16 protein-coding genes and 1 tRNA gene are annotated in these 24425 nt (G+C 66.1%); 9 read left to right on the forward strand and 8 right to left on the reverse strand.

From position 1 onward, the window contains the following. Positions 1-183: 183 nt before the first annotated feature. Together AC3WUF_RS08700 and AC3WUF_RS08705 are read left to right on the forward strand one after the other, a co-directional pair. Positions 184-1437, forward strand: a complete 1254-nt coding sequence (locus AC3WUF_RS08700) for a serine hydrolase domain-containing protein (RefSeq protein ID WP_492424530.1) — start codon at positions 184-186, stop codon at positions 1435-1437. Between the two features lie 22 nt (positions 1438-1459). After that, complete coding sequence (locus AC3WUF_RS08705; protein ID WP_492424532.1) at positions 1460-2719, forward strand: D-amino acid dehydrogenase; 1260 nt, start codon at positions 1460-1462, stop codon at positions 2717-2719. Positions 2720-2802: 83 nt separating this feature from the next. Here AC3WUF_RS08705 and AC3WUF_RS08710 read toward each other — a convergent pair whose 3' ends face one another. Further along, positions 2803-5940: a parallel beta-helix domain-containing protein gene (locus AC3WUF_RS08710; RefSeq protein WP_492424534.1), complete on the reverse strand. Its 3138-nt coding sequence runs from the start codon at positions 5938-5940 to the stop codon at positions 2803-2805. Between the two features lie 192 nt (positions 5941-6132). Here AC3WUF_RS08710 and AC3WUF_RS08715 point away from each other — a divergent pair, with 192 nt between their 5' ends. From AC3WUF_RS08715 to AC3WUF_RS08725, 3 genes are all read left to right on the forward strand, one after another. Continuing rightward, positions 6133-7347, forward strand: coding sequence for an iron-containing alcohol dehydrogenase (locus tag AC3WUF_RS08715; RefSeq protein ID WP_492424536.1), 1215 nt, complete (start codon positions 6133-6135; stop codon positions 7345-7347). 195 nt (positions 7348-7542) lie between these two features. Next, complete coding sequence (mprF, locus tag AC3WUF_RS08720; protein ID WP_492424538.1) at positions 7543-10080, forward strand: bifunctional lysylphosphatidylglycerol flippase/synthetase MprF; 2538 nt, start codon at positions 7543-7545, stop codon at positions 10078-10080. Then, positions 10077-11552 carry an AcvB/VirJ family lysyl-phosphatidylglycerol hydrolase gene (locus tag AC3WUF_RS08725; RefSeq protein WP_492424540.1) on the forward strand — a complete coding sequence of 492 codons (1476 nt, stop codon included), beginning with the start codon at positions 10077-10079 and terminating at the stop codon, positions 11550-11552. Before mprF ends, AC3WUF_RS08725 begins: the two co-directional genes overlap by 4 nt. Positions 11553-11571: 19 nt before the next feature. Here AC3WUF_RS08725 and AC3WUF_RS08730 read toward each other — a convergent pair whose 3' ends face one another. Next, positions 11572-13434 (reverse strand): sensor domain-containing diguanylate cyclase, encoded by a 1863-nt coding sequence (locus AC3WUF_RS08730; RefSeq protein ID WP_492425599.1) that lies wholly within the window; start codon positions 13432-13434, stop codon positions 11572-11574. A gap of 255 nt (positions 13435-13689) precedes the next feature. On the opposite strand from AC3WUF_RS08730, the gene AC3WUF_RS08735 reads away from it, so the two are divergent. Continuing rightward, positions 13690-14385, forward strand: a complete 696-nt coding sequence (locus tag AC3WUF_RS08735) for a glutathione S-transferase N-terminal domain-containing protein (protein WP_492424542.1) — start codon at positions 13690-13692, stop codon at positions 14383-14385. 11 nt (positions 14386-14396) lie between these two features. Here the strand turns inward: AC3WUF_RS08735 and AC3WUF_RS08740 are convergent, their stop codons facing one another. The 4 genes from AC3WUF_RS08740 to AC3WUF_RS08755 form a co-directional block, all read right to left on the reverse strand. Then, positions 14397-15578 carry an ABC transporter permease gene (locus AC3WUF_RS08740; protein ID WP_492424544.1) on the reverse strand — a complete coding sequence of 394 codons (1182 nt, stop codon included), beginning with the start codon at positions 15576-15578 and terminating at the stop codon, positions 14397-14399. Beyond that, positions 15578-16747, reverse strand: coding sequence for an ABC transporter permease (locus tag AC3WUF_RS08745; RefSeq protein ID WP_492424546.1), 1170 nt, complete (start codon positions 16745-16747; stop codon positions 15578-15580). Before AC3WUF_RS08745 ends, AC3WUF_RS08740 begins: the two co-directional genes overlap by 1 nt. A gap of 27 nt (positions 16748-16774) precedes the next feature. Next, positions 16775-16851, reverse strand: a tRNA-Arg gene (locus AC3WUF_RS08750). Positions 16852-16946: 95 nt separating this feature from the next. Next, positions 16947-18446 carry a flavin-containing monooxygenase gene (locus tag AC3WUF_RS08755; protein ID WP_492424548.1) on the reverse strand — a complete coding sequence of 500 codons (1500 nt, stop codon included), beginning with the start codon at positions 18444-18446 and terminating at the stop codon, positions 16947-16949. 129 nt (positions 18447-18575) lie between these two features. Between AC3WUF_RS08755 and AC3WUF_RS08760 the strand changes: the two genes are divergently transcribed. Next, positions 18576-19598 (forward strand): AraC family transcriptional regulator, encoded by a 1023-nt coding sequence (locus tag AC3WUF_RS08760; protein ID WP_492424550.1) that lies wholly within the window; start codon positions 18576-18578, stop codon positions 19596-19598. Positions 19599-19670: 72 nt separating this feature from the next. On the opposite strand, the gene fghA is transcribed toward AC3WUF_RS08760, so the two are convergent. After that, positions 19671-20504, reverse strand: coding sequence for an S-formylglutathione hydrolase (gene fghA / locus AC3WUF_RS08765; RefSeq protein WP_492424552.1), 834 nt, complete (start codon positions 20502-20504; stop codon positions 19671-19673). Continuing rightward, positions 20504-21613 carry an S-(hydroxymethyl)glutathione dehydrogenase/class III alcohol dehydrogenase gene (locus tag AC3WUF_RS08770; protein WP_492424554.1) on the reverse strand — a complete coding sequence of 370 codons (1110 nt, stop codon included), beginning with the start codon at positions 21611-21613 and terminating at the stop codon, positions 20504-20506. Before AC3WUF_RS08770 ends, fghA begins: the two co-directional genes overlap by 1 nt. A 64-nt stretch (positions 21614-21677) precedes the next feature. Here AC3WUF_RS08770 and AC3WUF_RS08775 point away from each other — a divergent pair, with 64 nt between their 5' ends. Beyond that, positions 21678-22775, forward strand: a complete 1098-nt coding sequence (locus AC3WUF_RS08775; RefSeq protein ID WP_492424556.1) for a DNA glycosylase AlkZ-like family protein — start codon at positions 21678-21680, stop codon at positions 22773-22775. A 78-nt stretch (positions 22776-22853) separates the two neighbouring features. Beyond that, positions 22854-24413: an alpha/beta hydrolase family protein gene (locus tag AC3WUF_RS08780; protein WP_492424558.1), complete on the forward strand. Its 1560-nt coding sequence runs from the start codon at positions 22854-22856 to the stop codon at positions 24411-24413. The last annotated feature ends 12 nt before the right edge of the window (positions 24414-24425 follow it).

Consider the following 24425-nt stretch of genomic DNA (forward strand, 5'->3'; position numbering starts at 1 on the left):
GGAGTGAGTCCCAGTAGTTCGACCTAACGGGGGCGCTAGATCGAGGGCGCATCATAGGGGCCGTCCCAGTCATGGGATATAGATTATTCATACTGACCTACCGGCTACTGGTCAGAGGCTATGGCGACCGCCGGTTCCGACGTAAACTCCCGCACCCTTATTGTCTGTAAAGCAATCGTCATCATGAAGTGGTTCGGCGCCCGCAACATCCACGTCCCCGCTGAACTCGGGTCTGTCACCACGATTGCCGACGAAGACCTCAGCGACGCCCGCACCGTTGACGCGGCAGCGGTCGAGCGAATCTGGCGAGCGGTCGAAGTCCTCTACCGCAGCGGCGCCCATCCCGGCATCAGCATCTCCCTGCGCCATCACGGCAAGGTCGTGCTCAACCGGGCGATCGGCCACGCCGCCGGCAACGGTCCGGACGACTCCCCTTACGGCCCCAAGCGTCTGATGCTGCCGGACACGCCGGTCTGCGTGTTTTCGGCCTCCAAGGCGATCACCGCGATCCTGATGCACAAGCTCGCCGAGGAAGGCGGCATCAAGCTCGACGAGCGGGTCAGTCATTTCATTCCGGAGTTCGCCGAACACGGCAAGTCGGAGACGACGATCTCGCAGGTGCTGTCGCATCGCGGCGGCTTCCCGATGTTCAATCTGCCCAAGGCCGAGATCGATCCGGCGATGCTGCTCGACTGGGAGCGCTGCGTCGACCTGATCTGCCGCTCGCCGCCGGTACACGGCAAGCAGCCGCCGCGGCAGGCTTATCACGCGATCACCGGCGGCTTCATCCTCGCCGAGATCCTGCAGCGCGTGACCCAGCGCCCGATCGGCGAATACCTCAACAACAAGATCCGCAAGCCGCTCGGCATGCAGACCTTCACCTACGGTCTGGCGCCTGAATTCCGGCCGACCGTGGCGCTCAACTACGTGGCCGGCGCGCCGGTGCGCTTCCCGATCTCGGTCATCCTCGAACGCGCGCTGATGCTGCCGATCCAGGGCATCGTCGATGTCTCCAATTCGGCGGTGTTCCACCAAGCGGTCGTGCCGTCCGGCAATCTCTACTGCACGGCCGACGAGCTCTCGCGCTTCTACCAGATGCTGCTCGATCACGGCGAGTACCAGGGCGTGCAGGTCCTCAAACCGAAGACCGTCGCCCGTGCGGTACGGCCGGCATCGGCGATGACGCTCGACCGCACGCTGATGATTCCGATGCGCTACAGCGAAGGCATGATGCTCGGCGCCAATCCGGTCAGCCTCTATGGCCCGATGACCGGCCGCGCCTTCGGCCATCTCGGCTTCCTCAACATCCTCGCCTGGGCCGATCCGCAGCGGCAGGTGGCCGTCAGCCTGCAGACCACCGGCAAGGCCGTGCTCGGCGCGCATCTGTTGCCGCTGGTACAGCTGATGACGGCGATCGGACGCGAGTGCCGGGACTGATCCAGAGTCCGGCCAAGACCTGATGCGCGTCGCAGTCCTCGGAGCGGGCGTCATCGGCGTCACCGCGGCGCACTACCTGCGCCGCGCCGGCATGGACGTCGTCGTCGTCGATCGGCAGAACGAGGCGGCGGGCGAAACCAGCTTCGCCAACGGCGGCCAGATTTCGGTCTGCCATGCCGAACCCTGGGCGAATCCGCGCACGCCGCGGAAGCTGCTGCAATGGATGCTCGACGCCGATGCACCGCTGCGCATCCGCCTGCAGGCCGACCCTGCCCTGTGGCACTGGCTGCTCGCGTTCCTGCGTGAATGCAGCGCACAGCGCAGCCGCGCGAACATCCGCCAGCTGGTGAATCTCGGCTTGCACAGCCGTGCCTGCCTGCGTGCGCTGCGCGAAGAGCTGCAACTGCACTACGACGAGCGCAGCCACGGCATCCTGCACATCTACACTTCGCCCGGGGAATTTGCCGCGGCGCAGGCACCGGCGCGGCTGATGAGCGAACTCGGCTGCGAGCGCCGCGTCCTGTCGGTTGCCGAGGCAATCGCGATCGAACCCGCACTGCAGTCGACGCAGGTGCCGCTGGTCGGCGCGACCTACGCACCCGACGACGAATCCGGCGATGCGCGGCAGTTCACGACGGCGCTCGCCAGGCATTGCAGCGCTGCCGGCGTCGAGTTCGCCTTCGGGCAGACGGTCGAAACACTCAAGCTGCAGAACGGCCGCATCGCCAGCGCCGGACTGGTCGATCGCGAAGGCACGCGCAGCACGCTGCAAGCCGATGCTTTCGTCCTCGCCCTCGGCAGCTACAGCCCGCTGCTGGTCAAACCGCTGGGCATCGATCTGCAACTGATCCCGGCCAAGGGCTACTCGCTGACGGTGCCGGTCGCGCAGCCCGAGCGCGCCTACACCGTCGCGCTGATCGATGACGGCCACAAGCTGGTGTTCTCGCGGCTCGGCAAGCAGCTGCGTGTCGCCGGCATGGCGGAGCTGGTCGGCTACGACCAGCGCATCGATCCGCGTCGCGCCGGGCTGTTGCTGCAGCGCCTCGAAGAACTGTTCCCCGGCGCCGGCGATCGGTCGCAGGCCAGCTACTGGACCGGCCTGCGGCCGGCGACGCCGTCGAACGTGCCCTATGTCGGGCGCAGCACGGTGAGCAATCTCTATCTCAATACCGGTCACGGCACGCTGGGCTGGACGCATGCCTGCGGCTCCGGGCAGGCGCTGGCGGAGATCGTCGGCGGGCGCCGGCCTAAAATTGATTTCGCGTTTTGCGGGATGGGTTGAGCACGAGCCACGCCCAAAACGGGAAACACAAACAAGAACGGCGCCCGAAGGCGCCGTTCTTGTTTCAGGCCCTGATCCGCAGATCAGTTGCCGGTGCAGCTGCTCGAACCCGGATAGCGCGTTTCGTCATTGGTGATGACTTCGCTGATCCACTGCGCGATCAGCGCATGGCCTTCGTCGTGCACGACGCTGCGCGCGATCGGCGGCATCTTCGCGGCCGGCAGCGTCGCTTCCGGTCCGATGCGGAACGGAATGATCGAGTCGCTGACGTCGCCCGGATGGATGTCGTAGGTACGCCCGCCATTGCCTTCCTGCCCCGTCGCCGTCGGCCGCTTGCAGATGCCGTAGGTGTTGTCGACGGCGCGCAGGCTGTCCATGTACATGCCGGTGCTCGCCGCGAAGCCGCGCGGATTGTGGCAATGCGCGCAGTTCACTTCGAGATAGGCGCGTGCGCGGGCTTCGATGTCCTGCGCGCTGCCGGCCGGGAAGCCGGCGTTGCCGGGCTTGTTGAAGATCGGCAGGCGCTCGACGTTCGTGGCGATCTGCGTGACCGGGTCGATGGTCATGTCGCCCGGGCAGCCGGCGATCAGGCCCTTGTCGCACCAGTACTTGATCTGGTTCTTGCCGAACACCTCATGCCGCGACTGCTCGGTGTTGATGCTCGACTCCGACGCATACGGACGATTGAGGTTGCGCAGCTTCGGACCGATCGGCGCGGAGCCGGTGTCGGCATCCTCGTTGGCATGGCAGCTCAGGCACTGGTTGGCGTGCGGGATCTGGTACGCCGGCGCGCTGCCCTGGTGCAGGGCACCGGAATCGACGTCGGTGAAGTTCCAGCTCACCGAGGCATGACCGCCGCCCAGCGCGAGCCTGGCGACGCGGCGGCCGCTGGCATCGGTCGACCAGATGTACGGCACGCCGTCCCAGCGGGCGACGCCCTTGCTGTTGGTGCGCTTGATCAGCAGGCGCGTCTCGACGGCATTTTCGGTACCGGTCTGTTCATCGAGGAACGAGAAGGTCTTCGCGATGATCGTGCCGGCCGGGAAGTTCAGCGTCGCGTTGGCGCCATCGGTCGCGGCGCTGCGGTACGTGGCCTTGGTGCCCGGCGGCAGGTAGGCGACGCGATACTTCACCGCGTAGTCGGAGAACAGCTTGGTGTTGAGCACGAACGGCACGCCGTTGCCGCGCGGCGCGCTGGTCGGATCTTCCGGATCGGCGAACAGGTTGTACTGGTCCAGCGTCGGGCAGTTGACGCCCGCCGCACCGAAGTTGACGCCGCTGCCGCTGCCCGCTTCGCAGAGACGCGCGACCTGCTCGGGGCTTGGCGCCGCGTCGAAGTTGCCGCTGCGCTTGAACGGCGGAATCACGACCGCCGGCAGCGGCGGCAGATTGCGACCGTAGGCGGCCGGGCAGTCATGCGGCGCGAGATCGAAGCTCGATGCGAAGTTCGCCAGGTCGGTGCTCGCCACGTTGCGCAGCAGGCCGACCAGCGCCTGCGGACCGGCCGACGGATCGACCAGCAGCACGCCGATCACCGCTTCCAGACCTTTCAGGCCGTGGAAGTTGGCGAACTTGAGGCTGTCGCCGCTGAACTCGTTGCTGGCATCGATGCAGGAGGAGAACCAGTCCGGCAGGATGCGCGGATTGCCTTCGGCCGTCGTGTCGAACTTGTAGGCGTTGTAGTGACATTCCGGGTTCGGATCGTCGTTGCCGAGCTGCGGCTTGCCGCGCGAGTCCTTCGGCACCGGCAGGCCGTTGGCATCGAGCGGATACGGGCAGTCGGCATCGTAATCGTCAAGCAGGCCATCCCACAGGATGTGCGCGCCACGCACGCCCGGCAGACCCGGCAGCGGCAGCGTACCGAGGCCAGGCAGGCGCGGAATCCCCGCGGCCAGGCAGGTCTGCAGGTTCAGCGGATTGAGGCACGCGGCCTGGGTCTTCAGGCCGATCAGCACCGGCAGGAACTTGGCAACGTCGAGCGACTGGATGTCGCTGGTCGTCGGCAGCGGCAGGCTGTTGCCGTTGTTGATGAACTTGTTGTCGTAGATGTGGACGCCTTCGGTGTACCAGTCGATGCGACGCTCGGTCGGCCGGCCCGCGCCTTCCGGGAACAACTCGTAGCTGGCGTGGATGATGCCGCCGGTGTTGTTGTTCTCGAAGACGTTGTTGAAGATGTCGATGCGGTCGTAGGACAGCGTGATCATGCCGCTGCCCGACGGCACGTTGCCGACGAAGCCGCCGGACGTGAAGTTGTAGGTGTTGTTGTTGCGCGAGATGTTGTTGAACATCCGCGAACGGTCGCCGTACTGGCGCAGGCCGTCGAGGTCATAGACCAGGAAGCCGCCGGTGTTGCATTCGGCGACGTTGCTGTCGTACTCGCCGCCCTGCACGTTCTCGATCTCGAAACCGAAGACGTTGAAGGCGGCGCGGCTGTTCTTGATGATCGCGTTGTTGGTCTGGCCGACGTAGATACCGGCGTCCGAAGCGCCAACCGATTCGGCTTCCTCGATCAGGATGTTCTCGGAGGCGACCGGATAGATGCCGTAACGGCCCGACTTCGGGCTCACCGTGTAGTCCGGCGAGGTCGTGTCCAGCGGCAGCAGCTGATTTTCGATCGCGGTCGGGTCCTGGGTGGCCGGATCGGTGCACGCGACATTGAGGCGCTTGGCGTTGTCGGTGAATGCGTTCGCCGCGGTGATCGGGTCCGGGCTCTCGCGGCCGCCGTTCGACGACCAGATCGCACGGACGCGCTTGATCGCCGCCTGGTCGACGCCGCGCAGCTCGATACCGTTGCCGCCGGTGTCGAGCACGGTCAGGTCTTCGATCCACAGGCCATGGACGTTGACGGCGAGGATGCCTTCCGGCGTTGCGCTCTGCTTGAACGACAGCACGGTCTTGTCGCGGCCGCAGCCCTTGATCAACACGTCTTCGGTGTCGGTCAGCTGCAGCGCTGAGCTGAGGTCGAAGAAGCCGCAGGCGAAATCGATGACGTCGCCCGGCGCCGCCTGGATCATCGCGGCAATCATCTGGCTGGTCGCGTCCGGACCCGGCTCGATCTTGAAGATGCGCCCGTCGCCGGTGCTGCCACCGCCGCCGTTGCCGCCGGTGGTGCCGCCAACCGGCTCGGAATTCGAATTGGTACCGCAGGCCGCAAGCAGCGGCAGACAGACAGCAGCGGCGATCAGGCCGCGCAACACCTTGTGATTCCAGGACAGCGACATCAGGCTTCTCCCCCTAGGCTGGCGGCCGCCGCATGGCGGTAGCGCTCGCAAATGACCAAGTTCGGCATGGTACGCGCGATACCCATCGCCTTCACTGGGAAAATCACCCTTACAGGGACTGCTTTCGCCGGCCGGATCAGGTAACGTGCCGCATCCGCAACATCCGGCCTCGATGGCCAGGAACTACCACCCATGCTCTTCGCGCTCGAAACCTTGTTTCTGCGTATTTACATGCTGATCTTCAAGGGCGTGACGGCCATCATGCCGTTCAAGTGGCCGCGCAGCTTCGAAGGCGCCGGCTCCTCGCTGGAACTGTGCCGGCACATCGCCGCCGAAGGTCATCGCAAGATCCTGATCGTCACCGACGCGATGCTGGTCAAGCTCGGCCTGCTCGACCAGATGAAGGCCGAGCTCGACAAGGCCGGCGTCATTTATGTGATCTACGACGGCGTGCTGCCCGACCCGACCGTCGAGCAGATCGAAGCCGGCTTCGAGATGCTCAAGGCCAACGACTGCAAGGCGATCCTCGCGATCGGCGGCGGCTCGTCGATCGACGCCGCCAAGGTCATCGGTGCGCGCGCCAAGAACAACAAGCCGATCGTCAAGATGGCCGGCCTGTTCCGCGTGTTCTGGGGCATGCTGCCGCTGTACGTCGTGCCGACCACCGCCGGCACCGGCTCGGAAGTGACGATCGCCGCCGTCGTCTCCGACCGCGCGCAGAAGCGCAAGCTGCCGATCATGGATCTCAGGCTGATGCCGACCGCCTGCGCACTGGACGGCGCGCTGATGACCGGCCTGCCGCCCCACATCACCGCTGCGACCGGCATGGACGCACTGACCCACGCGGTCGAAGCCTACATCTCGCGCAACGCGATGAAGCGCACCGACGAGAAGGCCATCGAAGCGACGAAGCTCGTCCTCAAATACCTGCCGACGGCGGTCAGCAACGGCAGCGATGTCGAAGCCCGCCAGCAGATGGCGCGCGCGTCCAACCTCGCCGGCATCGCATTCACCCAGGCCGGCGTCGGCTATGTGCACGCCATCGCCCACAACTTCGGCGCGCTCTACCACGTGCCGCACGGCCTCGCCAATGCGATCGTCATGCCGCATGTGCTCGACTACTCGAAGCCGAACTGCGCGGACCGCCTCGCCGAGCTGGCGCGCGCCTGCGGCGTCGGCAGCCCCGGCGCTTCGGATGAGGTGCTGGCGGATGCCTTCATCGCCAGGATCCGCGAACTCAAGGTGCAGTTCGGTATTCCGGAAACGCTGGAAGCACTGCGCGCGAACGACGTCACGCCGATCGCGGTCGCCGCCCGTTCGGAAGCCCGCTTCACTTACGCCGTGCCACGCTATATGGATCAGACCACCTGTGAAGGCGTCATCCGCAAGATGCTGGTCGCAGCCTGAGCCGAGCACGACCGCGCGCCCGGTTCCAGCCGATCGGGCGCGCGGGTTCCGCGCAAGCCGCATGATTTTTTCGCGCCGCCACGGAACGAGTTCGCCGGAATCCGATCTGAGGCTCCGTCGTCAGCCACCGCCGGATCATTGCTTGCCCGCCGCGCCGCACCACTGTCCCCGCCTTCCGAAACGCTGGCACCTGCGATGAGCACGCTCGCGCGTTACCGCCCCTGGCTGTCGACGCTGCTGGTGGTCGGCCTCGCCGCCGCGGCCTTCTTCGCGCTGCACCGGCTGACCGGCGAGATCCGCTACGCCGATGTCCAGGCCGAGATCCGCGATACGCCCTGGTCGGCACTGGTCGCCGCCGGCCTGTTCACGCTGCTGTCGTTCGTTGCACTCGCCGGCTACGACGCCTCCGCGCTGCGCTATATCGACGCGCGCCTGCCGCTGCGCACGCTCGCCCTCGGCTCCTTCGCCGGCTACGCGCTCGGCAACACGGTGGGATTCGGCCTGCTGACCGGCGGCGCGGTACGCCTGCGCGTCTATGGTGCCGCCGGCCTCGAGCCGGTCCAGATCGCCCGGCTGATGGGCTTCGTCGGCGCCGGTTTCGGGCTCGGCATCAGCTTCATCGGCGCCCTCGGCCTGCTGTGGGGCGCGCAGGCCAGCGCGACGCTGCTGCCGCTGCCGCCATTGCTGCTGCAGGTTCTGGCGGTGCTGATGCTGGCCGCCATCGCCGCGCTGATCGTGCTGTGCGCGCGGCAACGCAGCATCCGCCTGCGCGGACGCAGCCTGAGCCTGCCGTCCTGGCAGCTGGCTGTCGCGCAGATCGCCGTCTCGGCGCTCGACATCCTCGCCGCGGCGATGGTGCTGTGGATGTTGCTGCCGGCGTCGGACGTCACGCTCGGCAGCTACATCGCCTTCTTCGCGCTGGCCGTCGCCGTCGGCGTGATCTCGCATGTGCCCGGCGGCATCGGCGTGTTCGAGGCGGTGATTCTGCTGGCCTTCCGCGACGCGCTGCCGACCGAGAAAGTCGCCGGCGCACTCGTCCTGTACCGGGCGATCTACTACCTCGCGCCCTTGGCACTGGCCGTGCTGCTGCTCGTCCTGCGCGAGTGGGCGGCGATCGCCGCGCATCGCGCCCGCCAGCAGGCCGCCGAGCTGTCGCCGCTGTTTCTCGCCGTCGCGACGTTTGCGATGGGCCTGATGCTGCTGATCTCCGGCGTCACGCCGTCGACCGAGGACGCGACGGCATTGCTGGCGCTGAACATTCCACTGGCCTTCGTCGAAGGCGCGCATTTCCTCGGCAGCATCGCCGGCCTCGGCCTGTTGTTCGTCGCGCGCGGCTTGCTGCTGCGGCTCGACGCTGCCTGGTGGGCCGCCGTAGTACTCGCACTGCTGGGCCTGCTGTTTGCATTGCCCAAGGGCATCGCGGTGTCGGAAATGGCCGCGCTCGGCGTTCTGGTCGCGCTGCTGGTCGCCGGGCGCAAGGAGTTCGACCGGCGCGCTTCGCTGTTCGCCCAGCCGCTGTCGCTGAACTGGATGCTGATGGTCGGCGCCGCGCTGGCCGCGGTGATCTGGCTGATGTTCTTCGTGTATCGGGATGTCGAGTACAGCAGCGACCTGTGGTGGCAATTTGCCTTCGACGCGCACGCACCGCGCAGCCTGCGCGCCAGCGTCAGCACCGTGCTGCTGGCGTTCGGCTTCACCGCCTGGCAGGCGTTCCGCCCGGCGAGCGGCAATGCCGTGAGCCCGGGTGCCGCGGAGCTGGCACATGCCGAAGCCATCATTCGCGAGCAGCCGCGCGCGGACGCGGTGCTGGCGTTGATGGGCGACAAGAGCCTGCTGTTCTCGCAGTCGGGCAAGTCGTTTCTGATGTACGGCAAGCGCGCCCGCACCTGGGCCGCGCTCTACGATCCGATCGGACCGGAAAGCGAATGGCCGGAGCTGATCTGGCGCTTCGTCGAACTGGCGCACCAGCACGGCGGCCGCGCGTGCTTCTACCAGGCCAGCGCACGCCATCTCGCGCTGTATGTCGATGTCGGCATGTCCGCGTACAAGCTGGGCGAGTACGCCTTCGTGCCGCTGCGCGAATTCACCCTGCAGGGTTCCAAGCGCGCGCACCTGCGCACCGCGGTCAACAAGGGCGAGCGCGAAGGCCTGCAGTTCGAAGTGCTGCCGGCCAGCGCCGTGCCCGCGTTGCTGCCGCAGCTGCGTGCGATCTCGGACGCCTGGCTCAAGCAGCATGCGACGCGCGAGAAAGCGTATTCGCTCGGCGCCTTCGAGCCCGAGTATCTGCAGCGCACACCGCTGGCGATCGCCTCGCGCAACGGCCAGGTCGTCGCCTTCGCCAATCTGATGGTGACCGAAGGCAAGGCGGAAGCAACGATCGACCTGATGCGCTACACCCCCGACGCGCCCAAGGGCGTGATGGACTATCTGTTCGTCAAGCTGCTGCTGCACTGCCAGGCGCAAGGCTACGAGCAGTTCGGCCTGGGCATGGCGCCGATGTCGGGCATGTCGGAGCATCGCAACGCGCCGAACTGGCAACGCGTCGGCCGCCTGATCTACCGCCACGGCCGGCGCTTCTACAACTTCAAGGGCCTGCGCAGCTTCAAGGAAAAGTTCGAGCCCGACTGGGAGCCGCGCTATCTGTGCGCCGAGGGCGGCGTCAAGCCGCTGCTCGCGTTCACCGACATCGCCGCGCTGGTCAGCGGCGGCATCAAGGGAATCCTGACGAAATGAAACCGAGCGCGCTCCGCGTCTGCGGCCTGCTGGCCTTGCTGCTGGTCTCGACGGTGCAGGCGCAAACGGCTGCGAAGGCGAATGCGGCGGCCAATGCCGCACCCAGTGTCGCAGCCAATGAAACAGTCCTCGAACACGGCCGATTCAAGCAGGTGCATCTGTTCCGGCCGGCGCAGACGCCGACCAGCTTTGCCCTGCTGCTGTCCGGCGACGGCGGCTGGAACGCGGCAGAAACGCAGCTCGCACAGACGCTCGTTGGCGAAGGCGCACTGGTTGCCGGCATCGACACCGCGCAATTCATCGCCACGCTGGAAGCCGACGACGGCGACTGCGCGCTGATCGATGGCGATCTCGAGAATCTCGCGCACTTCAGCCAGGCCTACGCCAAGGTACCCGGCTATCTGCAGCCGATCGTGGTCGGCTATTCCGCCGGCGCGAGCCTGGCTTACGCGAATCTGCTGCAGGCACCGGCGGGCACCTTCGCTTCGGCGCTGGTGCTTGGCTTCTGCCCCGACCTGGAAATGAAGAAGCCGATGTGCGCCGGCGAAGCGCTGCGCTACAGCGCCCACAAGAGCGGCAAGGGATTCGACCTGCTGGCCGATCCTGCGCTCAAGGCACCCTTGATTGCGCTGTACGGCGGTGACGACGATCTCTGCGATATCCCCAGCACGCAGAAGTTCGTCGAGCGCATGCCGAGCGCGCAGATGACGGTGTTGCCCGGCGTCAATCACGGCTACGGCGATTCACCGAGCGCGCGGACGGCACTGGCGGCGGCTTATCGGCGCCTGAAGGCCAAGGCGGTGGTCACCGACGCACCGGCGCCGCCGTCACTCGGCGATCTGCCGGTGATCGAGGAACCCGCCGACAACGCCGCCGGCAATCCGCGCTTTGCGGTATTGCTCAGCGGCGATGGCGGCTGGGCCGGTCTCGACAAGGACGTCTCGGCGGCGTTGCGCGCCAGGGGCATCTCGGTCGTCGGCCTCGATTCGCTGCGCTACTTCTGGAGCGCGCGCACGCCGCAGGGCATAGCAAGTGATCTCGATCGCATCATCGATCACTACGCCGCGCTGTGGCACAAGCGCGAAGTGATCCTGGTCGGTTACTCGCAGGGGGCCGATGTGCTGCCGTTTGCGCTGAATCGGCTGTCGGCCGCCAATCGGCAACGCCTGGCGGTGGCCGTCGCGATGGGCCTGTCCGACCACGCGGTGTTCCAGTTCCATCTGACGAACTGGGTCAGCGACAACGACGACGGCCCGGCAACGCTGCCGGAAGTGCAGCGGCTCAAGGACGTACGCTTCCTGTGCGTTTACGGCGTCGAGGAGGAGGACAGCATCTGCCCGCAACTGCGCGGCAGCGGCGTCACGCTCGCGCGCCTGCCCGGCGGCCATCATTTCGACGGCGACTACGAAGCGCTCGCGGCGACGATCCTCGCCCACGTACCCGCTGACCCGCGCCCGATCACGAAACCCTGAGTTCGCAACCGGCGGCCGGCTAGTGCTTGATCACCGCGAGTTGAGTGCCCGCTTCGACACGCACGGCATGAAAGCCCGCGACCTCCGCCGCCGCAGCCTGGCACACGACCCGATCGCGACCTGATTTTTTCGCCTGGTAGAGCGCCATGTCGGCACTGCGGATCAGCGCGTTGGCATCGTTGTCGCCGGCGCCGGCGCTGGCAACGCCCATCGAGACGGTCGTCGAGAAGCGCTGACCGTTCAAGGCCGACAGACTCAGCGTCGCCAACCTCGTACGCAGACGTTCGGCCAGCACCGCGGCGTCGCGCCGCGAGCAATGCGGCAGCACCAGTGCAAACTCTTCGCCGCCGTAGCGGCACAGGATGTCGCCTTCGCGGGTTTCCTGGCGCGCCAGTTCGGCCCAAGCCTGCAGCATCGCGTCGCCGGACTGGTGGCCGTGCTGATCGTTGAGGGCCTTGAAGTAATCGAGGTCGGCAATGATCAGGCTCAGATCGTGGCCACCGATCGCAGCCTCGCTCATTTCGCGACTCAGCGCTTCGTCGAAGTAGCGCCGGTTGTAGAGCCCGGTCAGGCCGTCGCGGGTGGCTTGCACGCGCAGCTGTTCCTGTAGCTGCGTGACTTCGGCGATACGCGCTTCCAGATGGCGATTGCTTTCGTTGATCTGGTCGAAGGCCTCCGTCAGGCGCCGGTTGAGCGCCTGCTGCTCTTCCTCCAGCAGCTTGCGCTGGGTGATGTCCTGGACCTGCGAGATGAAATGCAGCGGCTCGCCCGCGGCATTGCGCAGCAGCGTGACGTCGAGCTGCGCGTCGACGATGCCGCCGTCGGCACGCAGATAGCGCTTGAACAGACGATAGCGGTCGCTGCGGCCATCGAGCAGCTCACGCACCTTGGCCAGGTCTTCATCAACGTCGTCCGGATGCGTGACCTCCGCGAAGCTGAGCAACTGCAATTCACCGGCGCTGTAGCCGAGCATCGTCGACAGCGCTTCGTTGACTTCGAGGAAACGCCCGTCCGGGCTGACGAGTGCCTTGCCGATCGGCGCATTGCGCATCGCCTGGCGGAATCGGTTTTCGCTCTCCGCCAGCGCGCTGCTGTTGCGGCGCTCTTCGGTGACGTCGCGACCTTCCGGGATCAGCAGCGTGACTTCGCCGTTGGCGTCGAACACCGGCTTGATCGAGAAATCGATCGTGATGTAGCTGCCGTCGGCACCGCGGATGTCTTCGTCGTAACGCACCAGTTCGCCGCGCGCAGACCGTTCGACCGCGTGCCTGAGACGCTCCTGGGCTTCCGGATGACCGCTCCACCAGTACGTCTCCCAACCCGGCAGGCCCATCACGTCGACCGACTTCAGTCCGCCGAATGCCAGCGCCGTTTCGTTGACCTCGACGACGGTACCGTCCGGCCACATCACGCCGATGAACTGCACCGTGGAATTGAAGATCGCGCGGAAGCGTGCCTCGCTGAGGCGCAGCGCACGCTCGACCAGGCAACGCTCGGTGATATCCAGCGCCGTCCCGCGCAAGGCAATGACCCTGCCGCTGCCGTCGCGGACAACTTCGCCGCGCGCGGCGAGCCAGCGTGCCTCGCCGGTCGGGTGCTGGATCGCCAGTTCGATCTCGTAGGGTTTGCCGTCGACAACGGTCGACGCCATCAGGCTGTCGACTCTGCGGCGGGTCTCGGCGTCCAGCAGGGAGCCGGGATCGAGCAGTCCCTGCTGCGCGGCCGTCGCGTCGAGGCCGACGATGTCGAACAGCACCTGCGACCACTGCATCTGGTTCGAGGCAAGATCCCAGCGCCAGCTGCCCAGCCGCGCCAGCCGCTGCATCTCGGCCAGTTCGGCATCGACTTCGTAGAGCGCGATCGTCCGCGTGCGCTCGGGCATCTGCACCGGCGCGGGCCGGGGCAGCCGCCGCCGCGACCGCGATTGCGGCCTGCGTCCAGCGTTGCGAACCCGTTTTGCGCCCATGTGATCCTCCGTTGCGCTATCAGACGCCAAGGGGATGTCACATAACTTGGCGCGGCGACGGAAACCGGGCGCGGGCGGACAAACGGCGGGCCATCGGGCTTGATCGGCCGCCCTGAATCCGGCCGCCGGCGTCGCCATCCAGTCAGATCAGCCCGACCGAGACCCTCGCCCATGACCGATCTTTCCGCCTTCCCGATCACCCGCAAGTGGCCGGCGCAGCATCCGGAACGGCTGCAGCTCTACTCGCTGCCGACGCCCAACGGCGTCAAGGCATCGATCATGCTGGAGGAAACCGGCCTTCCGTATGAGGTGCACAAGGTCAATTTCGACACGAACGACCAGTCCTCGCCCGAGTTCCTGTCGCTGAATCCCAACAACAAGATTCCGGCCATCCTCGATCCACAGGGCCCCGGCGGCAAACCGCTCGCACTGTTCGAGTCCGGGGCGATCCTGATCTACCTCGCCGAGAAGACCGGCCAGCTCCTCGGCCGCGATGCCGCCGCGCGCCTTCAGACGATTCAGTGGCTGATGTGGCAGATGGGCGGCGTCGGGCCGATGTTCGGCCAGGTCGGCTTCTTCCATAAGTTCGCCGGCAAGGACTTCGAGGACAAGCGTCCGCGCGATCGTTACGTCGCAGAATCGCAGCGCCTGCTCGGCGTGCTCGACAAGCACCTCACCGGCCGCCAGTGGCTGCTGGGCGCCGACTACACGATCGCCGACATCGCGACCTTCCCGTGGGTACGCAACCTGATCGGTTTCTACGGCGCCGGCGAACTGGTCGGCATCGGCAACTATCCGCAGGTGCAGCGCGTGCTCGAAGCGTTCGTCGCCAGGCCGGCGGTGATTCGCGGGCTGACAATTCCTTGAACCCCTGAGCGTCAGACCGCGCGCAGCCCTTCGATGATCGGCACGCGCGCCGCACGCAGCGCCGGGAACAACCCGCCGAGCAGGCCGATGATGCAGGCGCACAGGCCGCCCTGACCAAGCAGCGCCGGCGTGACGTTGAACGCGAAACTGACCTGGCTGAAGCTCGCCGTATTGAGGGTGGATACGGTGTAGCCGTTGAACAGCAGATAGGCGATGCCGCCGCCGAGCGCGGCGCCAGCGCCGCACAGCAGCACGCATTCGAGCAATACCGACAGGACGATCGGCAGTGCATCGAACCCGATCGCCCGCAACGTCGCGATCTCCACGCTGCGCGACTCGATCGAGGCATACATCGTGTTGACGGCGGCGAACAGCGCGCCCAGGCCCATGATCGATGAAACCACATAGCCGATGATCTGCATCGCCGCCGACAGCGTGCCGCCCTGCGCGGCGAAATATTCGGACTCGCGCTGCGGCGTATGCGACAGCGCCGGATCGCTGGTCACCGCATCCTTGTAGGTCTGGAAGGCATCGACGGACTGCAGCAGCGCGGTGATCGAGCTGTAGCTGGACTGGTTGTAGGCCGACATCACCGCCTCGACTTCGCCCCAGGCTTCGGATTCCAGCGCGCTGCCGCCACTCTCGAAAACACCAACCACGGTCCAGTTCACACCGGACAGGCTGACCTCGGCACCCAGTTCCAGCGCCGGGAAATGCGCCTGCGCCGCACGCCCGACCATCAATTCGCGCAAGCCAGCATTGAACATGCGTCCGGCAATCAGGCGCGCTTCGGGACGCACCGCCAGCACTTCCATGCCGACGCCGCGCACGACCAGATTGCCGTCCTTGCCGCGATCCCGCTGCGGCAGCGGTGAGATCGTGAAGCGCTCGACCGAAGCGGCCACCTTGCCGTCGGCGAGGCGCGCCAGGCCCGGTGCGTCGAGCAGCACCCGCAACTGATCGCGCGCGATCGAACTGCCAGGCTCATTGATCTCGCCGGTCGACAGCACGACGACGCGGTCGACGCGGCCGGCCTTCTGGAAGGTCTGCTGGAAACCATCGGCCATCGCCAGCATCGACACCAGCACGCCGGACGCGCCGGCGATGCAGATCACCACGACCAGGGCGACGCCCCAGCGCGCCGGCAGGCTGTAGAGACTCAGCAGACTGACCCTGAGGATGCGAAACAGCATCAGGAGCTCCGCAATCCTTCAACCACCGACAGGCGCGCGGACTGCCAGGCCGGCAGCACGGCGGCGATGACGCCGAGCAACAAGGCGAGGCCGAAACCGGTGAGCATCGTCGACAGGTGCAGGCTCAGATACGGCAGCACCGAGGACACCGCCTTGGCGGTCGGCTTGAGGACCAGCCAGGCCAGCGCAAGGCCGCTCACGCCGGCGCTGCCGCAGAGCAGCAGCGATTCGAACGCGACCATCGCCGCAATCCTGGCATCGCTGAAACCCAGGGCCTTGAGCGTCGCAAACTCCGGAATCCGTTCGCGGAACGCGCGCATCATCGTGTTGCCGGCGACCACGACCAGCGTGAAGAAAACCGCGGAAAGAATCGCGCGGATGATCAGGCCGATGTCGCCGATCTGCGCCATCATCGAGCGCTGCTGTTCCGCCTCGGACTGGGTCTGGGTCGGATGCGCGGAATTCTGGAACAGCTCGTCGATCGCCTTGGATACCGCCGGGATCTGCGCCGGATCGAGAACCTTGACGAAGAACAGCGTGACCTCACCCGGATTACTGCGCGCCTCGTCGATGTAGTCGTAGTGCACGATGATGCGCATCGCGGCGATGTCCTCGCCCATCAGTTCGGTGTTGTAGTCGAAGATGCCGACCAGATCGAACTCCCAGTCATGACCGCCATCCTTGCGCTTGACCCAGACCGAGGTCAGCGGAATGTGGTCGCCGATCTTCCAGCCGTATTTCTCCGCCATCTGCCGGCCGGCGATCATGCCGGTGCGGGTTTTCTCGAAGGTCTCAAGCTGGTCGGCCGGCAGCAAGAAGCGCGGATCGGTCGTGAAGAACGTCCGTCCATCGGTCGCCAGCGACGGCTGGCCGCGCGCCCTTTCGTTCTGGAATCTGACCGGAAACATCACGACCGGAATCACCGCCTTGACGCCCGGCACGGCCTCGATCTGGCTGCGATACGCATACGGCAGCGCCTTGGCGAAACCGTAGCGATGGCTGGTCATCATCGAATCCGCTCCGCCGAGACGGGCGCCACCGTAGATCAGCGCACTGAGCGCTTCGAGCATGCCGTACAGCATGAAGGCGACCGCGATCGACGCAAACGTCAGCGCCGTGCGCGCCTTGCGCCGCCACAGCATCGCCCAGACCAGGGTGAGATAGTTCAAGAATCTTCGAGGTGGCCGCGTGGATGATGGTGCGCCCGGAGAGACTCGAACTCCCGGCCCTCTGGTTCGAAGCCAGATGCTCTATCCAACTGAGCTACGGGCGCAACGGCGTCCAGTGTACGCGAGTGGCGCGGCGCAAAAAAAATCCCCCGCGATGCGGGGGGCTATCGCGGGGGTAGGCTCAATCGCCCAGTGAGGATCAGGCAGCGCGGCGCGACTCGCGGTTGATCGACTGCACCTTGCCGGTCCGCGCGCGCGAGAACTCGAGGACACCGTCGTCGACCGGTTCGTCCATCAGCATCGGCTTGTCGATCTCGTAGTTGTGCAGCACCGCCCACGGCAGCGCCGAGCCCTGGCGCGGCAGTTCGGCGCGTGCGCGCTGGACGTAGCCGGAACCCAGCGAATCGAGGATCGAGATTTCGAGCTTGTGGTTGGCGCGATCGCGCGGCGTGACGACCTGCATGCCGCGCTTGTCCATCAGGTTGATCAGGCGGCAGATGTAGTTGGACGCGATCTCGGCCTTCAGCGTCCAGGGTGCATTGGTGTAGCCGATGATCCAGGCCATGTTCGGCATGTCCTGCACGAGGACACCCTTGTACATCATCGAATCGGCGAAGGTGCGCGGCTTGTCGTCAACCTTGACCTGCATGCCGCCGCCGATCTGCACGCGCAGGCCGGTCGCGGTGATGATGATGTCGGCGTCGAGGGTCTTGCCGGACTTCAGGCGGATGCCGGTCTCGGTGAAAGTGTCGATGTGATCGGTGACGACCGAAGCCTTGCCGCTCTTCAGCGCCGCAAACAGATCACCATCCGGCACCGCGCAGAGGCGTTCGTCCCAGGGCATGTACTTCGGCGTGAAGTGCGACATGTCGAAGTCCGGGCCCACGGCCTTGCGCACGCCGTTGAGGAGGAACTTGCGCATCGCGTTCGGCCAGCGCTTGCAGGCCTTGTACAGCGAGCGCTGGATGAAGATGTTGCGGCTGCGCGCCATGCTGTAGACGAACTTCTCCGGCAGGAAGTGGTTCAGCACCTTGGAAATCTTGTCGAGGCCCGGCACCGAGAACACATACGACGGCGAGCGCTGCAGCATCGTGATGTGCGCAACCTTGTCGGCCATCGCCGGCACCAGCGTCACCGCCGTCGCTCCGCTGCCGATGACGACGACCTTCTTGCCGCTGTAGTCCAGTTCTTCCGGCCACTTCTGCGGATGGATGACCTGGCCCTTGAACTGCGAGATGCCGGGGAATTCGGGTTCGTAGCCGGCGTCGTAGTTGTAGTAGCCGGTGCACATGATGAGGATGCTGCACTGGAAGGTCTCCGTGCGGCCGTCCGTCGTCGCGGTGATCGTCCAGCGCGCTTCTTCGGAAGACCAGGACGCTTCCTGGATGTGCCTGCCGTACTGCACGTGTTTGTCGACGCCGTACTCGCCGGCGGTCTTCATGATGTAGTCGCGGATCGCCGGGCCGTCGGCGAGCACCTTGAGCGCATGCCAGGGACGGAACTGGTAGCCGAAGCTGAACATGTCCGAATCCGAGCGGATGCCGGGATAGCGGAACAGATCCCAGGTCCCGCCCATGCGCTGGCGGCGTTCGAGAATCGAAAAGGTCTTGCCGGGGCACTGCATCGCCACCTGGCAGGCCGCGCCGATGCCGGACAGGCCGGCGCCAATGATCAGAACGTCGAATTGCTGGTCAGCCATGTTGCTCTCCTCGAACCGCTTTGTTGAACCGCTTTTGTATAAGCAGCAGCCTACGCCCTTGCCCGAAACGCGGAATTGCCATTTCGTGACATTGTTTTATCATTCGGTGACAGCTCGACGGAGTTCCCATTGCATAGCTTGGTCAGGGCCAGCGCAATCTCGGCGGTACCCGAGCTGATCGATGAGCTTGGCGGGGATCCGGCTGCGCTGCTGACACCGCTGCACATCCCGCTCGACATCGCCCGCCGCGAGAACGCCTTTGTGCAGCTGCGCGGCGTTGCCCAGCTGTTCGAGAACTGCGCACGCACCCTGCACTGCCCGGACTTCGGCTTGCGCGTGGCACAGCGGCAGGGCCTGGAGACGCTCGGGCCGATCGCGGTGATCATCCGCAATGCGGAAACGGTGCTCGAGGCTTTCGACGCCGTCGGCGGCTTCATCCATCTGCACAGTCCTGGCCTGAAGATCACGCTCGACCGCAACGGGCCGGTCGATGCGATGCGCTTCGTCTACGACATCGTCGAGCCGGACCTGCCGATCGTCAGCCAGGTCAACGAGATGAGCCTGGGCACCGCCTACCGCATCCTCAAGCTGCTCGGCGGACCGCAGGCGAACGCGGCGCTGGTGACGTTCCCGCATCAGCGCATCGCGACACGCGAGGTCTACACCGCGTTCTTCGGTTGCCCGGTGCAGTTCGGCCAGCCCGAATGCACGCTGCACCTACCGCTGAACGTGCTCGGCCAGCGCATCGACAGTGCGGATCCGGTCACCAAGCGCCTGGCGACGCAGTATCTGGAGAACCAGGCGCTGACGGCGACGGCACCGCTCGCCAGCCGCGTGCAGCAACTGATCAACCGCCTGCTGCCGACCGGCCACTGCCACATCCGCGCGGTGGCCGAGCACCTGTGTCTGCACACCCGCACGCTGCAGCGCCGGCTGGCTGAAGAAGAAGCCTACTTCGAGGACATCCTCGATGCGCAGCGCCGTGAACTGGCGACGCGCTACCTCGCCGAGTCCGGGCTCTACCTGAGCCAGATCACCGGCCTGCTTGGCTACGCCGAACAGAGTGCATTCAACCGCTCATGCCGACGCTGGTTCGGCACGACGCCGAAGGGGTATCGGTCGCAGTTGAAGGATCGACGACCGAAAACCTAGCCCGGGTGCAACCCGGGTTTCACCCCGGCTACGGCAGCTCGACACGAACGGGCTTGGGGGATGAGACGATTCCTAAAGCAACTGCGCCGCGTGATGGCGCAGGTGATCCTCGACAAAACTCTGGATGAAGAAATAGCCGTGGTCGTAGCCGGCATGCCGATGCAGCTGCAGCACCTGGCCACTGGCTTCGGCAGCAGCAACCAAGGCATCCGGTGCCAGCTCGCGGGCAAGGAACTGGTCCGCCTCGCCCTGATCAACGAGCACCGGCCCGGGATAGGCCTTGCGCTGCATGAGCACGCTCGCATCCCACTCGGCCCAGCTCACAGTGTCTTCACCGAGATAGCGCGAAAACGCGCGCTGGCCCCAGGGCACGGCGCTCGGATTGCAGATCGGCGCGAAAGCCGACAGTGAATGCCAGCGCTGCGGATCGCGCAGCGCGGTGACCAGCGCGCCATGGCCGCCCATCGAATGACCGAAGATGCCGCGACGATCGCTGCGCGCCGCAAAGTTCGCTTCGATGAGCGCAGGCAGTTCGCGGTTCACGTAGCTACCCATGCGGTAGCCGGTCGACCACGGCGCCTGCGTCGCATCCAGATAGAAGCCGGCACCGACGCCGAAGTCCCAGCTGTCGGCCTCGCCCGGATAACCGAGACCGCGCGGGCTGGTATCGCAAGTCACCAGCATCAGGCCCAGCTCGGCGGCTACGCGCTGCGCGCCGGCCTTGATCATGAAGGTCTCGTCGCTGCAGGTCAGGCCGGCGAGGAAGTACAGCGCCGGCACCTCGCCGTGCTGAGCCTGCGGTGGCTGATACACGGCGAAATTCATCGTCGTGCCGGTTTCGGTCGATGCGTGGCTGTAGTAGCCCTGCGTGCCGCCGAAGCAGGCGTGCTCCGAGCGCTTCTCCATCAGAAGACCACCACGGAGCGGATCGATTCGCCGCGCGTCATCAGGTCGAAGCCCTCGTTGATCTGCTCGAGCTTCAGCTTGTGCGTGATCAGCTCGTCGATGTTGATCTTGCCGTCCATGTACCAGTCGACGATCTTCGGCACGTCGGTGCGGCCGCGCGCGCCGCCGAAGGCCGAACCGATCCAGCGCCGCCCGGTGACGAGCTGGAACGGTCGCGTCGCAATCTCCGCACCGGCAGGGGCAACGCCGATGATCGTCGACACGCCCCAACCCTTGTGGCAGCACTCCAGCGCCTGGCGCATGACCTGCACGTTGCCGATGCATTCAAAACTGTAGTCGGCGCCGCCCTTGGTCAGCTCGACCAGATGCGCGACCAGATCGCCCTCGATCTTCGCCGGGTTGACGAAGTGCGTCATGCCGAACTTGCGCGCCATCGCCTCGCGCGCCGGATTGGTATCGACACCGACGATCATGTCGGCACCGACCATCTTCAGGCCCTGGATCACGTTGAGACCGATGCCGCCGAGACCGAACACGACGCAGTTGGTGCCGGCTTCAACCTTCGCCGTGAACAGCACGGCGCCGATGCCGGTCGTCACGCCGCAGCCGATGTAGCAAATCTTGTCGAACGGCGCGTCCTCGCGCACCTTGGCCAGCGCAATCTCCGGCAGCACCGTGTAGTTCGCAAACGTGCTGCAACCCATGTAGTGCAGCACCGGCTTGCCCTTATAGGAGAAACGCGCGCTGCCGTCCGGCATCAGGCCGCGACCCTGCGTCGTGCGGATCTTCTGGCACAGGTTGGTCTTCTGCGACGTGCAGTAATCGCACTCGCGGCATTCCGGCGTGTAGAGCGGAATGACGTGGTCGCCCTTCTTCAGACTCTTGACGCCGGGGCCGACGTCGACGACGACGCCCGCGCCCTCGTGACCGAGAATCGCCGGGAACAGGCCTTCCGGATCGGCGCCCGACAGCGTGTACTTGTCGGTGTGGCACAGGCCGGTCGCCTTGATCTCGACCAGCACCTCGCCCTCGCGCGGCCCTTCGAGCTGGACAGTTTCGATACTGAGGGGTTGGGCAGCAGCAAAGGCGACGGCGGCACGCACATCCATGATCAGGCTCCGTAATCGGTTCGGGGGATGGCATTCTAGACGCATCGCTACAAGCTCCGTCCTCATGCCTGAAATCACCCTCGACGACCTGCGTCGCTACGCGATCGCGCGCACGCTGTTCGCGCCGACGACGCTGCAGCGCGCGATCGACAAGCTCGGCTTCGTGCAAGCCGATCCGATCCGCGCGCCGGCGCGCGCCCAGGATCTGACGCTGCGCCATCGCGTGAAAAACTACCGCGCCGGCGATCTGGAACGGCGCTACAGCCGGCTCGCCGTCGAGGAAGACTGCCTGGTCAACTATGGCTTCCTGCCGCGCGAACATCTCGCGCTGATGCATCCGCGCAAAGCGCGCCAGGCCTGGACGACGGCCACCAGACGCAAGGCAGAAGCGATCCTCGCCTACATCCGCGAACACGGCGTCGTGCATCCGCGCGAGATCGAACAGCACTTCGCGCACGGTCGCATCACCAACTACTGGGGCGGTTCGAGCAATGCGAGCACGCAGCTGCTGAGTGCCATGCACTATCGCGGCCTGCTGCGAATCGCGCGGCGCGACAGCGGCACGCGCGTCTATGCCGCCGTTGAGCACCCGCAACTGCGGCTCGACACCGCTGAACGCGCACGCCGCGCGGCCGCGCTGATCGAGTTGATCGTCCGCAAATATGCGCCGCTGCCGGCGCCAAGCCTGACTTACCTGACCCGCCTGCTGATCTCCTACGGCGCGCCGCATCTGGCCAGCGAAGCGCAGGCGGCAATGCGCGCGGCGCGTGGGCAGCTCGCCAGCCGCCGATTCGATGGCATCGACTGGTACTGGCCGGTCGACGAAGATCCGGCGGCATCCCGTCACGCGGTCGATGAGCGACTGCGACTGCTCGCCCCGTTCGATCCCATCGTCTGGGACCGCCGCCGCTTCGAGTGGCTGTGGGGCTGGGTCTACAAGTTCGAGGCCTACACGCCACCGGCGCAGCGTCGCTTCGGCTACTACGCATTGCCGCTGCTGTGGGAGGAGCGCGTCATTGGCTGGGCGAACGTCGCAGTCGCGGGCAACGGCCGGCTGCAGGCCGATTTCGGGTACGTGACGAGCAGACCCAGAGGCGCCGCATTTCGCGCGGCGCTCGACGACGAGATGCAAGGCATGACGCAGTTTCTCGGCGTCGGCTGAAGCCTGGCGAGGCGCCGTTGCGCAACACAGTTGGCGGCCCGACAATCCGGCCTCAAGCCGCTCTGGATCACACTCCGCATGAAACCTTCCGTTCCGCGTTTCGCCCTCGCCGCCTGCGCCGCGCTGCTGTGCCAAACCGCGCTGGCGATTCCGGAAGGGCCGGAACCGAACACGCCGGAATGGCTCGCCCGTGAAACCGCCAACTACGCACACGTGCTGGAAGCCGATGCCGAACTCGTCGCGCAGCCCGACTATCTGCTGACCTGGACACTGCGCGGCAATACCAATCATCTCGACTGGCTGCAGCGCGCGATCAACGACCCGAGTTGGCTGTCGCCGCTGTCCGGCAACACCGCGGTGACACCGGTCGCAGCGACCTGGGGCGCGGTCGCGACCGGCGACCCGACGCGTTATGCGGATGCCAACGGCGCCAACGGCCGCGTGTTCTACGAACAGGAAGCCGAGGTCATCCCGGTGGTGTTTTACGACGACGGCTGCGCGCGCATTTCCGGCCGCGTCTGGACGCCGCGCAGCGCGAAGCCGGGCGACCGTCTGCCCGGCGTCGTGATCCAGAACGGTTCGATCCAGGCCAGCGAGACGCTGTACTGGTGGATGGCGCAGCCGCTGGTGCGCGCCGGTTACGTCGTAATGACCTTCGATCCGCGCGGCCAGGGCCGCTCCGATCTGCAGACGCCGACGCTGCAGCAGGGCGGCAACTTCAACACGGCGGTGTTCAGCGACGGCTTCACGCACATCGTCGACTTCTTCCGCTCGACGCCGGTGGCGCCGTACCCGAACAACCTGATCTGCGCCGGCACTTATCCGACCGAGGTCACGGCGTTCAATCCGTTCTACGACCGCATCGATGCCGACCGCCTCGGCGTGACCGGTCACTCGGCCGGCGCCTTCGGCATCTCCGCCGTGCAGGGTTATCCGGGCGAGCGCTTCGCGTTTCCGGATGCGCGCGGCAACAATCCGATCGACGTCATCGTCGCCTGGGATTCGCTGCAGTTCAGCCCGGACACGCCGCCGCGCGTACCGGCGATGGGCCAGACCAGCGAATACCTGGTCGCCGCGCCGCCGCATGTCACGGCGCCCGACCCGGAAGGCCACAAGGATTCATATCGCGGCTGGGCCGCAGCCGGCGTGCCGGTCTATCAGTTCACCGTTGCCGGCAGCACCCATTTCGACTGGAGCCTGTTGCCTGGTTTTCCGGCCAGCTCCTGGTGCCCGGATATCTCGACCGGCGTCTGCAGCGGCGGCTGGGCGCAACCGATGATCGTCCACTACTCGCTGGCCTGGCTCGATCGCTGGCTCAAGCAGCCCGGCGAGACCGGCTATGCCGATGCCGACGCGCGCCTGCTCGACGACGCCAGCTGGTGCTCGCGTTACAGCGTGTATTCCCGCGCCGGCCGCGATTTCCGCGACCGTGGCGGCAAGCCGCACCAGAGCGAAGATATCCGCGCCGACTGCGTCGCCGGCAAGATCGACACGCCCGCGACGGCCGGCGCGGCCAGCGACGATGACGGTGGCGGCGGCGCCATGGGCTGGTTGAGCCTGCTGCTGGGCACGGCAATTGCGGCGCGGCGCCGCGTCAGGGCAAGTCTGAACCGGAAGCTGCGGTCTCTGCCAGACTGAACCGTTCGGCGG

The organism is Fontimonas sp. FW305-C-3, assembly GCF_058783185.1.

Coding starts and splice junctions, on each gene's coding strand:
- AC3WUF_RS08710 (WP_492424534.1), bottom strand. CDS start 5,940: ATGTCGCTGTCCTGGAATCACAAGGTGTTGCGCGGCCTGATCGCCGCT.
- AC3WUF_RS08755 (WP_492424548.1), bottom strand. CDS start 18,446: ATGGCTGACCAGCAATTCGACGTTCTGATCATTGGCGCCGGCCTGTCC.
- AC3WUF_RS08740 (WP_492424544.1), bottom strand. CDS start 15,578: ATGCTGTTTCGCATCCTCAGGGTCAGTCTGCTGAGTCTCTACAGCCTG.
- AC3WUF_RS08700 (WP_492424530.1), top strand. CDS start 184: ATGAAGTGGTTCGGCGCCCGCAACATCCACGTCCCCGCTGAACTCGGG.
- AC3WUF_RS08770 (WP_492424554.1), bottom strand. CDS start 21,613: ATGGATGTGCGTGCCGCCGTCGCCTTTGCTGCTGCCCAACCCCTCAGT.
- AC3WUF_RS08735 (WP_492424542.1), top strand. CDS start 13,690: ATGACCGATCTTTCCGCCTTCCCGATCACCCGCAAGTGGCCGGCGCAG.
- AC3WUF_RS08730 (WP_492425599.1), bottom strand. CDS start 13,434: ATGCCCGAGCGCACGCGGACGATCGCGCTCTACGAAGTCGATGCCGAA.
- AC3WUF_RS08705 (WP_492424532.1), top strand. CDS start 1,460: ATGCGCGTCGCAGTCCTCGGAGCGGGCGTCATCGGCGTCACCGCGGCG.
- AC3WUF_RS08780 (WP_492424558.1), top strand. CDS start 22,854: ATGAAACCTTCCGTTCCGCGTTTCGCCCTCGCCGCCTGCGCCGCGCTG.
- mprF (WP_492424538.1), top strand. CDS start 7,543: ATGAGCACGCTCGCGCGTTACCGCCCCTGGCTGTCGACGCTGCTGGTG.
- AC3WUF_RS08775 (WP_492424556.1), top strand. CDS start 21,678: ATGCCTGAAATCACCCTCGACGACCTGCGTCGCTACGCGATCGCGCGC.
- AC3WUF_RS08715 (WP_492424536.1), top strand. CDS start 6,133: ATGCTCTTCGCGCTCGAAACCTTGTTTCTGCGTATTTACATGCTGATC.
- fghA (WP_492424552.1), bottom strand. CDS start 20,504: ATGGAGAAGCGCTCGGAGCACGCCTGCTTCGGCGGCACGCAGGGCTAC.
- AC3WUF_RS08725 (WP_492424540.1), top strand. CDS start 10,077: ATGAAACCGAGCGCGCTCCGCGTCTGCGGCCTGCTGGCCTTGCTGCTG.